13 protein-coding genes are annotated in these 12954 nt (G+C 73.0%); 3 read left to right on the top strand and 10 right to left on the bottom strand.

Translation table 11 applies throughout. The features are described 5' to 3' along the window. The first annotated feature begins 205 nt into the window (after positions 1–205). Together ACWGN5_RS16775 and ACWGN5_RS16770 are read left to right on the top strand one after the other, a co-directional pair. Positions 206–1324: a flavin-containing monooxygenase gene (locus tag ACWGN5_RS16775; protein ID WP_453515585.1), complete on the top strand. Its 1119-nt coding sequence runs from the start codon at positions 206–208 to the stop codon at positions 1322–1324. Continuing rightward, positions 1321–1788, top strand: a complete 468-nt coding sequence (locus ACWGN5_RS16770) for a hypothetical protein (protein ID WP_453515582.1) — start codon at positions 1321–1323, stop codon at positions 1786–1788. The genes ACWGN5_RS16775 and ACWGN5_RS16770 overlap by 4 nt, the downstream gene beginning before the upstream one ends. A gap of 51 nt (positions 1789–1839) precedes the next feature. Here ACWGN5_RS16770 and ACWGN5_RS16765 read toward each other — a convergent pair whose 3' ends face one another. The 4 genes from ACWGN5_RS16765 to ACWGN5_RS16750 form a co-directional block, all read right to left on the bottom strand. Then, complete coding sequence (locus ACWGN5_RS16765; protein WP_453515581.1) at positions 1840–3492, bottom strand: long-chain fatty acid--CoA ligase; 1653 nt, start codon at positions 3490–3492, stop codon at positions 1840–1842. A 39-nt stretch (positions 3493–3531) separates the two neighbouring features. Further along, the gene (locus ACWGN5_RS16760) at positions 3532–4086 is read right to left on the bottom strand and encodes a hypothetical protein (RefSeq protein ID WP_453515579.1); all 555 of its coding nucleotides are present in this window, start codon (positions 4084–4086) and stop codon (positions 3532–3534) included. Between the two features lie 188 nt (positions 4087–4274). Beyond that, entirely contained in the window at positions 4275–4820 is a 546-nt protein-coding gene (locus ACWGN5_RS16755) for a hypothetical protein (RefSeq protein WP_453515576.1), read from the bottom strand. 121 nt (positions 4821–4941) lie between these two features. Further along, a complete protein-coding gene (locus ACWGN5_RS16750) occupies positions 4942–5589 on the bottom strand; it encodes an aminotransferase class I/II-fold pyridoxal phosphate-dependent enzyme (RefSeq protein WP_453515573.1) in 648 nt (215 codons plus the stop codon). Between ACWGN5_RS16750 and ACWGN5_RS16745 the strand changes: the two genes are divergently transcribed. Further along, positions 5566–5742: a hypothetical protein gene (locus ACWGN5_RS16745; RefSeq protein WP_453515571.1), complete on the top strand. Its 177-nt coding sequence runs from the start codon at positions 5566–5568 to the stop codon at positions 5740–5742. The two genes, ACWGN5_RS16750 and ACWGN5_RS16745, sit on opposite strands and share 24 nt — an antisense overlap. Positions 5743–5749: 7 nt before the next feature. Here the strand turns inward: ACWGN5_RS16745 and ACWGN5_RS16740 are convergent, their stop codons facing one another. The 6 genes from ACWGN5_RS16740 to ACWGN5_RS16715 all read right to left on the bottom strand — a co-directional run bounded on the left by ACWGN5_RS16740 (position 5750) and on the right by ACWGN5_RS16715 (position 12931). Beyond that, complete coding sequence (locus tag ACWGN5_RS16740) at positions 5750–7204, bottom strand: carboxylesterase/lipase family protein (protein ID WP_453515570.1); 1455 nt, start codon at positions 7202–7204, stop codon at positions 5750–5752. Beyond that, the gene (locus tag ACWGN5_RS16735) at positions 7201–8226 is read right to left on the bottom strand and encodes an alpha/beta hydrolase (RefSeq protein WP_453515567.1); all 1026 of its coding nucleotides are present in this window, start codon (positions 8224–8226) and stop codon (positions 7201–7203) included. Before ACWGN5_RS16735 ends, ACWGN5_RS16740 begins: the two co-directional genes overlap by 4 nt. Positions 8227–8374: 148 nt before the next feature. Next, a complete protein-coding gene (locus ACWGN5_RS16730; RefSeq protein ID WP_453515566.1) occupies positions 8375–9676 on the bottom strand; it encodes an esterase/lipase family protein in 1302 nt (433 codons plus the stop codon). A gap of 169 nt (positions 9677–9845) precedes the next feature. Then, a complete protein-coding gene (locus tag ACWGN5_RS16725) occupies positions 9846–11489 on the bottom strand; it encodes a multicopper oxidase family protein (protein ID WP_453515563.1) in 1644 nt (547 codons plus the stop codon). 76 nt (positions 11490–11565) lie between these two features. Then, a complete protein-coding gene (locus ACWGN5_RS16720; protein ID WP_453515561.1) occupies positions 11566–12117 on the bottom strand; it encodes a hypothetical protein in 552 nt (183 codons plus the stop codon). 34 nt (positions 12118–12151) lie between these two features. Then, entirely contained in the window at positions 12152–12931 is a 780-nt protein-coding gene (locus ACWGN5_RS16715; protein WP_453515559.1) for a TetR/AcrR family transcriptional regulator, read from the bottom strand. Positions 12932–12954: the final 23 nt, after the last annotated feature.

The following is a 12954-nucleotide window of genomic DNA, read 5'->3' as shown; positions in this document are numbered from 1 at the left end:
GCCGGGGGGTTAACCCACCCGCCGGGGCCGCCCCCGGGGGGCCCCGGCCGGTCCACGCACCACCCCGGACCGGTCTCCAGCCGGTCCGCCCCGGACCGGTTCCGCCCGGTCCGCCCCGGACCGGTTCCGCCCGGTCCGGTCGAACCACCCCGGGCCGGTCTCGCGGTTCCGCGGGCTCCAGGTCCACGAAGTGAGGACATTCGGTATGGGAAGAGATCAGGCCGACCCGACGAGGCGGCCGACGGGCGCGCTGCCGGCGACCGTGCCGGTCGCCGTCATCGGCGCGGGCCAGTCCGGCCTCGCCGCCGCGTACCACCTGCGGCAGGCCGGGATCGCGTGTGTGGTGCTCGACGCGGGGAGCGAGGTCGGCGAGACCTGGGCGCGGCGCTGGGACTCACTGAAGCTGTTCACGTCCGCGCAGTTCTCCGGCCTGCCCGGCCTGCCTTTCCCCGGCGAGGGCGCGCACTACCCCGGCAAGGACGAGGTGGTGGCGTATCTGCGGGAGTACGCCGAGCAGTTCGAGCTCCCGGTCCTTACCGGCCACCGCGTGCTGTCGCTGCGCGGGGACGGGGACGGCTATCTGGTGACGACCGCGCAAGGCGAGTGCCGGGCCGGTCAGGTCGTGATCGCGACCGGCGCGTTCGGCGCGGCGCGGGTGCCGGACTTCGCGGCCGGGCTGAGCCCGGACGTGCCGACGCTGCACACCAGCGAGTACCGGGACGCCGGGCAGGTGCCGCCGGGGACGGTGGTGGTCGTCGGTGACGGCAACTCGGGCCGGCAGATCGCCGCAGAGCTGTCCGAGACGCACAGCGTCGTGCTCAGCTGCAGCGAGGCCGTCTCGCCGCCGCTGCCGCAGACGGTCGTCGGCCGGGACATGTTCTGGTGGATGAGCGTCCTCGGTGTGATGAGCCTGCCGGTGAACATGCAGGCACCGGACCCGATCGTCGGCGACCGGGTGCCCGAGCTGGTCGCGGCGGGCCGGATGCGCACGGTGGGCCGGATCACCGGCGCCGACGGCGCGGAGCTGCTCGTCGCGGACGGCGAGCGCGTGAAGCCGTCCGCGGTGATCTGGGCGACCGGCTACCGCACCGACTGGAGCTGGCTCGACCCGCGGATGCTGGACGAGGACGGGCAGCCCCGGCACACCGAGGGCTCCGGGGTGCTGCCCGGCAGCCACTATCTGGGGCTCTACCGGATGCGTACCCGCGGCTCGGCGCTGATCGGCTTCGTCGGCCGGGACGCCGAACGCGCGGTGGCGGCGATCACGGCCGCCGCCCCGACCACCACGACCGCCGCTCCCAGGGCAGAAGGTGAGCCGTCATGACCACCGCCACCACGACCGAACTCGACGTCCTGGGCGCCCTGTTGGCGTTCGACTTCATCGGGTTCGCGCAGAAGTCCGCGGCCCTCGACCCCGCCGGGGCGCGGTACGGGCGGGCGGTCGGCGCCGCGTTCGGGCTCGCGGCCCGGCGGCGCTTCCCGCAGGGCGCGATGGCCGAGGAGATCGACGGACACGTCGCGGAGTTCCTCGGCTCCCTGGAGGCCGGCGCGGAGGACTTCGATCCCGCGGCCCTCGCCCGGCTGATCACCGACGGCCTGGACGCGGACACGGCGGCGCGGGAGGGTGCGCACCCGGACCCGCACCCGCACCCGGACCCGGACCCGGACCCGGAGGGGACGATGCAGGCGCGCCTGGTCCTGACCCTCCGGTGGGTACGGGAGCTGGGTCTCGGCCCCGAGGAGCAGCGGGAGCTGCTGGCGGAGGCCGAGCGGCTGACGGCGGCCTGAAACACGGACGGGAGGCGGCGCCCCGGGTGTCCGGGGCGCCGCTTTCCGTTCTCAGTCCCTGGCCGCCCCGGGCCGGCCCGGTGTCCAGACGTCCAGCTTCCCGTCCCCGTACAGGGCGCGCACGGCCCGCTTGTCGTACTTGCCGACGCTGGTCTTGGGTACGGCGTCCACGAAGGACCACCGCTCCGGGATCCACCATTTCGCCACGCGTCCGGTCAGGAACTTCCGCAGCTCGTCCCCGTCGGCCCCGGTGCCGGGCACCAAGGAGACGCAGGCCAGGGGGCGTTCCTCCCAGGTCGGGTCGGGTACGCCGACCACGACGGCCTCCAGGACGGCGGGGTGCTCGATGATCGCGTTCTCCAGCTCGATGGTGGAGATCCACTCGCCGCCGCTCTTGATGCCGTCCTTGAGCCGGTCGCTGACCACGACCCAGCCGCCCGGTTCGATCACGCCCAGGTCGCCGGTGCGGAGCCAGCCGTCGTGGAACTTCTCCGGGGAGTCCTCGGTGTGGAAGTACGAGCCGGTGACCCAGGGTCCGCGGAGTTCGAGTTCGCCCACCGAGGAGCCGTCCCAGGGCTGTTCGCTGCCGTCCTCCGCGATCAGGCGCACCTCGACGAAGGGCATCACGCGGCCGCTCTTGGCCAGCCAGTCGACCTCGTCCTCGTCGGGTGTGTCGTACGGGGGGACGGCGAAGGTGGCGAGGGGGCTGGTCTCGGTCAGTCCCCAGCCCTGCTTGAGGCGGACCCCGTAGCGGTCCTTGAGGGCCTTGAGCAGGGCGCGCGGCGGGGTCGCGCCGCCGCAGCCGGCGAGCCGTACGGCGCTCAGGTCGAGCGGGTGCTGTTCGCCGTGGTGGACCAGGCTGTTCCAGATCGTGCAGATCGCGGCGACCGCGGTGGGCCGCTCCTCGTTGATGATCCGGGCGAGGTCGGGGGTGTGCAGCTGCCGGCCGTTCATGATCAGGTCGGAGCCGGCCAGCCAGGCGGCGTACGGCCAGCCCCAGGCGTTGGCGTGGAACATGGGGACGATCGGCAGGACGCGGTCGCCGTCGTGCATCGCGAATCCGGCGCCGGCGGAGACCCCGAGCGTGTGCAGGGTGATGGAGCGGTGGCTGTAGGCGACGCCCTTGGGGTCGCCGGTGGTGCCGGTCGTGTAGCAGAGCGCCGCCGCTTCCCGTTCGTCCAGGTCGGGCCAGTCGAAGCCAGGGCGTTCGGCCGCGAGGAGCTCGTCCCAGCGGTGGACGGCGATGTGCGCGGGGAGGTCCGGGTCGGGCGCGTCGCCGATGACGACGACGTGCCGTACGCCGCCCAGCCGGTCCCGCAGGGGTCCGAGCATGTCCAGGAGGGTCGCGTCGACGAGGATGACGGAATCCTCGGCGTGCTCGACGATGTAGCCCAACTGGTCGGGATGGAGGCGGAGGTTGAGGGTGTGGAGCACCGCGCCCATGCTGGGCACGGCGAGGTAGGCGACGAGGTGTTCGGGCGTGTTCCAGGCCAGCGTGGCGACCCGTTCGCCGAGTTGGACGCCCAGCCGGGCGAGTGCGGCGGCGAGCTGTTCGGCCTGACGGGCGATGTCGGCGAAGGTCTGTAAGGAGCGTGCGGTCGGCCCGTCGGAACATCGGACCACCCGGCTCTCCCCGTACACGCGTTGCCCGTGCGCGAGGATGTCACGGACCAGCAGTTCGCGGTCCTGCATCGTGCTCTTCATGGTGCGGCCCCTCGGAAGTGCGCGGTGGACAGGGCGGGATCAGCCGAGGTACTGGATCTCTCCGATCAGGGAGCTGCTCACGTGCTCGTGGTCCAGGAGGTTGACGCGGGCGCTCATCTTGCCGCTGCCGGCCGCGAACTCGTAGTTGCCGGAGCCGCCGATGATCTTGAAGGTGCCGGTGGGGTAGACCATGGTGTCCGAGGTCAGCGGCGCGGTGAGCGCGTAGCTGATGTTGAGCCGGTCACCGTTAGGCTGTGTCATCGTCGCCGTCCCCTTGATGTCGTACTTGCCGGGGATGGTCGCGGTGCACACCACTTCCTTCTGTGCCCAGGTGGCGGTGGTGACCGGCCGGCCGGTGGAGGTCCCCGTGCCGGTCACGTTGTAGCCGTTGCAGCCCACGGTGTCGGGATGCGGGGTGGCGACCACCGCGAAGTTGCTGGTGATCTCGACGGTGGGAAGGTAGGTCTCGGCGGCGGTCGCCGAGGGGCCGGCCTGGGCGGCGACGGTGACGCCTGCCGTTCCGCCGGTGATCAGCAGCGCTCCGGCGACGACACCCGCGATGCGTGCGGACCAGTGACGGGCAACTCTTGCCATGTTCTCCCCCGAACGTGTCAGCTCATGCCCAACTACGGCCTGTAGAAGGGCTGTTGGGGGACAGCTTCCCCGATCGGGGACCCTCCGTCGAGACGTTCGACACGCGCGTCGCGGACGAAGAGGCGGGGCCGGCCTCGACGGTGTCGAAGCCGGCCCCGAGGGCGCCCCACGCGCCCTGGTGTGCTGGATCAGATCTGCCAGCGGAAGCCCATGGAGCCGTCCAGGGCAGCGGCGACGTGGGCCTTGTCGAGCAGGTTGACCGTGGCGTTCATCTTGCCGCTGCCGACGGCCTCGTCGAAGCTGCCGTCGCCGCCGGTGATCGTGAACGTGCCGGACGGGTAGACCATGGTGTCCGAGGTCAGCGGCGCGCTGAGGTGGTAGGTGAAGTACAGGTGCGAGCCGTCGGTCTGGGTGACCGTCACCTTGCCGTTGATGTCCCACTGGCCGGGGACGGTCGCGGTGCACGCGTCCTCGGTCTGCGACCAGGTGCCGGTGCCGACGATCCGGTTGCCGGTGACGGTCCCCGAGCCGACCACCTTGTAGCCGTTACAGCCGACGGTGTCGGGGTGCGTGCTCGTGGTCACCCCGAAGTTCGCGGCGCCGGTGAACGCGCTGGCCCCCGGAGGCGGCGTCGTGGCCGCGTTCGAGACACCGGTCGTGGCGCCGACGATGAGCGCCGCTCCGGCCATCGCGCCCGCTATGCGCGCCGACCGACGAAGAGCAAGTGTTGCCATGATTCCCCCCGCAATTGTCAGATCTTGTCGAACTGGGCCCACTTGAAGGGCCGTTGACGACAGTTTCCATGATCGGGAGCCGTTCCGTCGAGGCATTCAGGCCAACGTTTCCGGAATCCGGTCACTCAACTCCTGCATACGGACGGCCGACATGGCGCGACCTCCGAGGACTCACCGTCGCCGGACGTGCGGCACGCTCGTCCGCAGGGCGTTGCCGGTCACGACGGCGTCGACGGACCCGTCCGGCAACGGGACCGGTGGCTCGGGCCTGGAGCCCCACCAGCGCCCCGACCGCGCGGTTGCCCTGCCGGGCGGCCGCGTCCTCGCGGCGCTCGCGCTCCAGGCGCGTCACGGTGCCGTCGGAGAGCCAGCCGGTGGCGAGCGCCGTGACGAGCCCCGGGGCTCCCCAGGCCGCCCCGCGAAGGCTCCGGGTGACCCCTTCCACATGCGGGCCGGGCAGTACGGCGAAGCCGAACCGCAGTCCGGGCGCCACGTTCTTCGACAGACCGGCGACGTAACAGGTGCGTTCGGGCGCGAGGGCCTGGACCGGCGGGGGCGGCGAGGCGTCGAGGAACGCGTAGGTGCCGTCCTCGACGATCAGGCAGTCCCGCGACCGGGCGACGGCGACGAGCCGCTCGCGCTGCTCCCGGTCCAGGACCCAGCCGAGCGGGTTGTGCACGGTCGGCATCGCGTAGACCGCACGGACGTCGTACCGGCCGACGAACTCCTCGGCGCGGCCCACGACTTGGCCGCGCGCATCGTCCGGCACGCGCCGACGGCCGTGGCGGCCTGCCTGCGCGCGGTCACCCGCGGCATCAACCTGCCCGTCGACGAGGGCCTCGCCGTCGAGGCGGCCTGCTTCGCCGCCACCGTGCCCACGGACGGCGTACGGGACGGACTGCGGCGTTTCCTCGCACGGTGAGGGCCCCTCAGCGCACCCCCTCCCAGAGGAGCCGCTCCCCCGCTCGCGGGTCGGGGACGGGCTCGGGTGCGGCGCCGAAGGTCATCGTCGTGCGGTCCACCGTGTCGTACGCCTTCCAGCCCGGACTGCCCGTCTTCGCGAAGCGGACCCACGCCCCGTGCATCGCGTCCGCGAGGGCCTGGGGCGGGTCGGCGCCGAGCAGGGGCGCGTACGAGGGGTCGTGGAGGCGGTCGAAGACGAAGGGCAGCTCCAGGGCGTGGCAGGCGCCGAGGGCACCGTCGAACCGCGGGGAGCGCCAGGCGAATTCATAGAGGTACGAGCCGGGCACGGACTCGGCGAGGCGGATGGCGGGGATCCGGTAGAACCAGTCCGTGGCCACCGCGTCGAGGAGCTCGCCGGGCGTGGCGTCCGGGCGGCCGGCCCGGTAGACGGGGAGGGCCTCGTCGGGGTCGAGCCCGTAGGCCGCGGTCATGGCACGGAGCTTGGGCTCGGGGAAGACGTGGAGGCGCTCCGTGGGGACCAGGAACAGCCGGTACTCCTCGCGGTTGCTGCCGACGAGGAGGTCGACCTCGCAGTCCGCGCCGGGGAGGGCGAGCCCGGCCCGCACCGGCTCGAAGGGCATCATGTTGAGGACGGCCTCGCCCCAGCGCGCCGGGTCCGGGTCGGCGGCCACGTCCGCACGCAACTCGGCCTGGGCCGGGAGGAGTTCCTTCCGGGGGACGGACGCGAAGGCTTCGGGGGTCGCGTCCTTGATCCCCAGTTTCTCCGCCAGGCGGGCCGCGATCAGCGCGGCCGACGGCGGGCGCAGGAAGTGGTGGCAGGCGCCGCTCTGCAGGATCGCCCGGTGGAAGAGCCCCCGGGCCGCCTCGGTGGTCAGGAGTGCGCCGATGCTCATCGCGCCCGCCGACTCGCCGAAGACGGTCACCCGGTCCGGGTCGCCGCCGAAGGAGGCGATGTTGTCGCGGATCCAGCGGAGTGCGGCGATCTGGTCGAGCAGGCCCCGGTTGTCGGGGCGGCCCGGGAGGCTCAGGAAGCCGTCGGCGCCCAGGCGGTAGTTGAGCGTGACGCAGACGACGCCGTCACGGGCGAAGGCGCCTCCGTCGTATCCGGACGCCGAGCCGGAGCCGTTGCTGAACGCCCCGCCGTGCAGCCACACCATCACGGGGAGGCCCGCGCCCGGCTCCGGGGCCGGGGTCCAGACGCCGAGGTTCAGACAGTCCTCACCCGGGATGTCGTTCTCCGGGATCAGGGCGTCGAAGGGCGGCGCGTAGGGGGCGTGCGGCGCCGTCGGCCCATGGGCGGTGGCCTCGCGCACGCCCGTCCAGGGCTCCGGCGGGGCGGGCGCCCGGAAGCGTCGCGCGCCGAAGGGCGGGGCGGCGTACGGGATGCCGAGGAAGGAGGTCACCCCGTCGGGGGAGGTCCGGCCGCGGACCTCCCCCTGCCGCGTACGGCAGACCGTCATGCCGACAGGACCTCCAGGAGTGCCTTGCCGAACTCCTCGGGGCGTTCGAGGTGGACGGCGTGCCCGGCGTCCGCCACGGCGACCTCCCGCACGCTCCCGCCGGCGGCGGCGTACCGGTCCAGGACGTGCCGCGTCTGCGCCAGCATCGGCTGCGCCGGGACGCCCTCCCATCCGGGGACCGCGCCGATGGCGCCCAGGTGCGCCAGGTCGAACAGGGAGGTGTCGGAGACGATGATGTCGTCCTCGCCCCGGATCCACAGGACCGGCGGCTTGGGGTCGACGAGGTGCAGGTCGTCGACGCGGAAGTGGTTCGGGGCCATGCAGTTGAGGACGCCCCGCGTGCCGGGCGCGAAGCCGGGCCAGGCCGTGGACGGCTTGCTGTCGCCCGGATAGTGGTCGTCGCCGAGGCGGGTCGCGAGCATGGACTCGACGTACGCGTCCTCGTACTCGGTGTGGAACGGCGGCTTGACGTAGCAGGTCGTCAGGACGGTGCGCGGCGAGACCTGGGAGTCCTGGCCGCGGTCGCCCTCGGCGAGCAGCCGGACGAACTCCGGGTTGGCCGAGCCGCCGCCCGATCCGGCCCCGTCCGGGGAGTTGAGCGTGCCGTCCACTCCGTGCGTGCCGCCGAAGCCGTACGGGGAGACCGGGCTGACCAGGGTGAGGGAGCGCACGGCGGCCGGATGGTCGCGCAGGAACTGCATGACCACGCCGCCGCCCATGGACCAGCCGACCAGGTGGGCCCGGTCGATGCCGAGGGCCGTGAGCAGCTCGCCGAGGTCGTCGGCGTAGTCCCGCAGGCCGCGGGTGGCGTCGACGGGCAGCGGGTCGGTGCCGCCGAAGCCGCGCAGGTCGACGGCGAGGGGGCGGTAGCGGTCCGGCAGCGTGGTGAGGGTGGAGTGCCAGAACGCGGAGGAGGAGACGTTGCCGTGGACGAAGACGACGGCTTCGCCCTCGGTCCTGGCCTCGGTGATCTGCTGGGTCAGCCGGCCGGTGGTGACACGGCGGGTGCGGAGCGGGGTCATGTCGTCGAGGTCCTTGTCGCGTGCGGGATCGGTCGCGTGTGGATCGGTCGCGGGGATCAGTCGCGTGTGGATCAGTCGGGTGTGGATCAGTCGCGGGGGGATCAGTCGCGGGGGGGGATCAGTCGCGGGGGAAGCAGTCGCGTGTGGATCAGGAGAGCCAGGTGGCGACCTGGGCGGCGGCCGTGCTGTGCCAGCCCAGTTCGAGGTGGTTGGCCGAGGCGATGGTGGCCTTGCCGCCGACGGTGGGGATGCCGGTGGTGTCGAGGGCGCTGGAGATGAAGACGACGCCGTCGCTGGGGCCGCGGTTCTCGTTGAAGATGCCGACGATGTCGGCGGAGCCGCCGGCCAGCAGATAGGTGGTGACGGAGGCCGGCACGCCGGCGCCGTGCAGCGGGGCGATCAGCGATCCGGCGTCGATGGCCGCCTGGATACCGGTGCCCGCGGTGTAGAAGCCCTGGCCGCCGTAGTAGGTCGTGTACCAGTCCTGGGCGGCGCCGTCGACTCCGTACACCCCGTCCCAGCGGGCCAGCATCTGGCGCTGCCCGGGGTAGTTGTCCTGGCCGCCGGCCGGGGTCATCGAGAACTCGGGGTGGGCGGTGTAGAGGCCGTAGCAGGTCATGTGGGAGTGCGGGGAGGGTGCGTTGACCTTCCCTCCGCACTCCGGCCAGATGGAGAAGTCGTGGGCCCAGCCGTGGGCGTACGGGTAGTCGTAGCCGCCGTTCGGGCCGCCGAGGGTGATCAGGCGGCGGACGTCACCGGCGTAGGCCCGTCCCCAGGCGGGCTTCAGGGAGGACACGTACGCGCGGGTCGACATCTGGCCCTTGCTCCACCCGACCAGGTCCACCGAGGTGACGCCCAGCTTCGCCTTGATGACGGCGATCGCGTCGCCGACGATCTGCGCCTGCATCAGGTTGTCGCCCTGCTTGTGCGCGAAGCCGACGGCGAAGACGCGGTGGCCCCGCTCCGAGAGGTACTGCATGAGGCCGGTGGACGGGCAGGAGGCGGCGCCACAGCCGTAGCCGCCCGATTCGCCGGGGTTGGCCCAGGCCCGGTCCGCCGTGTCGTTCGCCCCGTGCACGAGGAGGACGGGGGTGGTGCGGCTGCCGGTGTTCCAGCCGGGGGCCGAGTAGAGCAGGAACCGGCCGGAGGAGGGCCGGGAGACGCCGCCGAAGTACGTGACGCGCTTGCCGTCCTGGTCGCCGCGGCCGTCGGCCGGGAAGCCCTCGGTGCGGAATCCGGTGGTCGTGTCGAGATAGCGCTCGACCCGCTCCCAGCCGTTGCCGACCGTCCCGGCCCCGTAGCTCGCCTCCAGGGTGAGGTACGGGGGAGGCGTCGCGCCGCTCGCGGCGGCGGGCGCCGCCACCACGGCGGCCGCGACGACCCCCACCACGGCCAGGACACGGGCTGCACGCTGCCGCCACCGGCGCCCCGGACTCCGTCTGTCGGCCATGTCGCGCCCTCCCCCGCTCGTGCGCCCGTGGCGCGTCCCCCCACTGCCCGTCCTGGCACCGGGTCCGCCCACGGTAGGTGGGCGGACAGACCAGGGGGCATGTGGTCACGCCACACAAAGCGAGCCGTCGGCATGGACGGTGGCCGCACGAGCAGGGGGCGCGGGCGTTCTACCTCAGGTAGCCGAGCACCGTCATCATCCCGGATTCCGCGTGGTAGACGTTGTGGCAGTGGATCATCCACAGGCCGGGGTTGTCGGCGTCGAAGTCGACGTCGAGCCGCCGGCCCGGCAGCACGATCGAGGTGTCCTTGCGCGCGCCGCCGTCCGCGAGCGCGTACGTGTGGCCGTGCAGGTGCATGGGATGCCACATCGTCGTGCGGTTCACGAAGGACAGCCGGACCCGCTCGCCGGAGCGGACCGGGTAGCGCTGCACGGGGTCGTACTTCTTGCCGTTGATGGCCCAGTCGTACGCCGTCATCGAGCCCGTGAGTTCGCACTCGATCGTCCGGTCCGGACGGCCCGGTGCGAGCCGTACGGCCTCGGCGGCCTTCAGCTGCCCGCCGTGGACGACCTTTCCGTCCAGCTCCTTCGGGCGTACGGAGGCGGTGGGCGCCGATCCGCCGCCGGTACGGAGGACGGCGAGGGCGGTGCGGTTCTTGCCCTCGGCGAGCGCGGTGAGCGGGAAGACCCCGTTCTTGACGGTGACGAGGGCGTCGAGGCGCTCGCCCATGCCGAGCAGGAGCGCGTCGGCCTTCGCGTGCGCGACGGGGAAGCCGTCGGCGTGCGTGACGGTGAGTTCGTGGCCGCCGAGGGCGACCCGGAAGGCGGTGTCGCCGCCGGCGTTGATGACGCGGAGCCTGATCCGGTCACCGGGCTTGGCCGTGAAGGTCTGCGGCTGGTCGGGCGTACGGCCGTTGACGAGGTAGTACGGGTAGCCGACGTCCCCGGCGTCACCGCCGAGCAGCTCGCTCGTGGCGCCCATCAGCATGCGCGAGGGGCCGGCCGGTTTCGGCGACGGTGACCTCCTCGTGGTCGTCGACATGCTCGACATGTCGTGACCCTCCATGCCACCGGAGCCGGAGCCCGATCCAGAGCCGGATCCGGAGCCCGATCGAGAGCCGGATCCGCCGTGGTCCATGCCGCCCATGCCCTTGCTCAGCTCGGCGAGCACGGCGTCCGGGGTGGAGCCGTCGACACCGTCGACCCAGTCGTCGAGGACGATCACCCACTCCTTGTCGTACGCCAGGGGCTCCTTGGGGTCCTCCACGATCAGCGGGGCGTACAGGCCGCGGTCCTGCTGGACGCCGGAATGGGGGTGGAACCAGTACGTGCCGGGGTGGGAGACGGCGAAGCGGTGCTCGAAGGAGGCGCCCGGCCTGATGTCGCGCTGAGTGAGGCCCGGGACGCCGTCCATGTCGTTGCGCAGCGCGAGTCCGTGCCAGTGGACGCTGGTGGCCTCGGGAAGGTGGTTGGCGAGGGTGAGGGCGAGCGTGTCGCCCGCGGTGACCCGGATCTCCTTGCCCGGGAGGTCGTCTCCGTACGCCCAGGAGCGGACGGTCCGTCCGCCGCCGAGGTCGAGCGGGGTCTCGACGGCCGTGAGCGTGAACCTGCGCTCCGGGCCGGGGTTGCGGAGGGCCTCGGCCGCGCCGACCTCCTTGCTGTCCGGGGCGAGGTAGTCGGCGCCGGGCGCCGTGCCTCCCGCGCTGGAGGAATGGTCCATGCCGTTCATGGAACCGGAACAGGCGGTGAGCAGACCGGTGCCGGCGGCGGCGAGGCCGGCACCGAGGACGGTACGACGGGTGGGTCGGGACATGACTGTGGAACCTCTTGACGTGGTCGTCGCGTGTGCAGGGCGGCTTTCCGCTCGGTGCGTGGAGCGGGCGGTCCGCCTATATGCGCAACAGGGAGAGCCTGGTCAGGAGGGATCCGGGTGAGGCGGGCGGCGGGATCGCCCACAGGGCGTGGGCGATCCGCCCGGCCGACGGCGTGCCGGCTTCTCTGCGGCGGCGCACGAGCGCGCGGCGGACGGACAACAGGAGACCGACGCCGGCGCCGAGCACGGCAAGGCAGACGGCCGCGACACCGACGCCGTGCACGGGCGCGGGCGACTCCGCACGGCCGGGATGGGATCCGGCGCGCTGCGTCGCGTGGAAGGCGTGGGCTCCGGGGCGCTGCTCCGCCGGGAAGGCGTGGGCCCCCGCACGCTGCGTCACCTGGGAGCCGTGGGCTCCGGCGCGGGGACTCGCATCGTCGGCGTGGGCCCCGAGGTGCTCCTCCGCCGCCGCGGACACGGACCCGCCTGACGCGTGCGCGGCCGCCGTCCGTTCGCCGGGGTGGCCGAGGACGTGCATCAGCACGAGGCCGACTAGCAGCACGGCGGCGAGCACGGGACGGCTCCACCACGTCGCCGCCCTCGGGCGCCTCTCGACCTCGGATTCCACCCGCCCATCATACGGGGAGGGGGTATCCGGCCGCCTATGCCGGGTCCGGCGCCTCGTCCGTGCGCGGAGCGACCGAGGCGAGGATGCGGTCGAGCAGCGCGTCGAGGCCGGCCGTCAGCTCCTGGTAGCCACCCTTCTCCGCCAGGGAGGGCACGGTCGCACGCAGCCGGGGAAGCTCGTGGGCCGGCAGCAGGTGCAGGCCCAGGCGGAACGCCGGATCGGGCTCGTCGGGGTTGTCGACCACGGCCCGCAGGTCGCTGAAGATGTAGCCGAGCACCCAGGCGGTGACCGCCCGGTAAGCGGTGACCACGCCCTGTTCGTCGAGCCCGGCGCGTCCGAGGAGGACGAGGACCCGCTCGTGGGCCTTCAGGACGGCGAGGGGGCGGCGGGCCAGCGGGACGGCGAGGAGCCGGGTGGCGAGGAGCGGCACGACGTGCGGGTGGGCGAGGGAGACCCGGTACAGGGCGCAGGCGCCGCGGAGGAGTTCGGCGCGCCATGCGGGCAGGTCGGGCGACCGGCCGAGGGGTGCGGGCTCCTCGCGGTCGAGGTCCGCGTGCAGCTCGATGTAGAGCTGCTCGACGAGCCCGTCGAGGAGCGCGTCCTTGCTCGGGGCGTAGCGGTAGAGCGCCATCGCCTCGACGTCGAGTTCGGCGGCGACCCGCCGCATGCTCAGCGCGGACAGGCCCTCGTGGTCGACGACGTCGAGCGCGGCGGCGAGCACGCGCTCACGGCTCAGCCGGCGCCGGCCGCGGCGGCGCTCCGTGCTGTGGCCGATGTCCACCTTCCGGCGGTCCGGCTGGGGGCTGCTGCCCATGGGGTGCCTCCGGCTCGATGTCG

Source organism: Streptomyces sp. NPDC055815 (assembly GCF_053616475.1).
This window is presented reverse-complemented; position numbering and strand designations above follow the sequence as displayed.

Bases quoted from the DNA above. Each gene is read 5' to 3' on its own strand.
- ACWGN5_RS16775 (WP_453515585.1), top strand. From the start codon at position 206: ATGGGAAGAGATCAGGCCGACCCGACGAGGCGGCCGACGGGCGCGCTG.
- ACWGN5_RS16770 (WP_453515582.1), top strand. From the start codon at position 1,321: ATGACCACCGCCACCACGACCGAACTCGACGTCCTGGGCGCCCTGTTG.
- ACWGN5_RS16765 (WP_453515581.1), bottom strand. From the start codon at position 3,492: ATGAAGAGCACGATGCAGGACCGCGAACTGCTGGTCCGTGACATCCTC.
- ACWGN5_RS16760 (WP_453515579.1), bottom strand. From the start codon at position 4,086: ATGGCAAGAGTTGCCCGTCACTGGTCCGCACGCATCGCGGGTGTCGTC.
- ACWGN5_RS16755 (WP_453515576.1), bottom strand. From the start codon at position 4,820: ATGGCAACACTTGCTCTTCGTCGGTCGGCGCGCATAGCGGGCGCGATG.
- ACWGN5_RS16740 (WP_453515570.1), bottom strand. From the start codon at position 7,204: ATGACGGTCTGCCGTACGCGGCAGGGGGAGGTCCGCGGCCGGACCTCC.
- ACWGN5_RS16735 (WP_453515567.1), bottom strand. From the start codon at position 8,226: ATGACCCCGCTCCGCACCCGCCGTGTCACCACCGGCCGGCTGACCCAG.
- ACWGN5_RS16730 (WP_453515566.1), bottom strand. From the start codon at position 9,676: ATGGCCGACAGACGGAGTCCGGGGCGCCGGTGGCGGCAGCGTGCAGCC.
- ACWGN5_RS16725 (WP_453515563.1), bottom strand. From the start codon at position 11,489: ATGTCCCGACCCACCCGTCGTACCGTCCTCGGTGCCGGCCTCGCCGCC.
- ACWGN5_RS16715 (WP_453515559.1), bottom strand. From the start codon at position 12,931: ATGGGCAGCAGCCCCCAGCCGGACCGCCGGAAGGTGGACATCGGCCAC.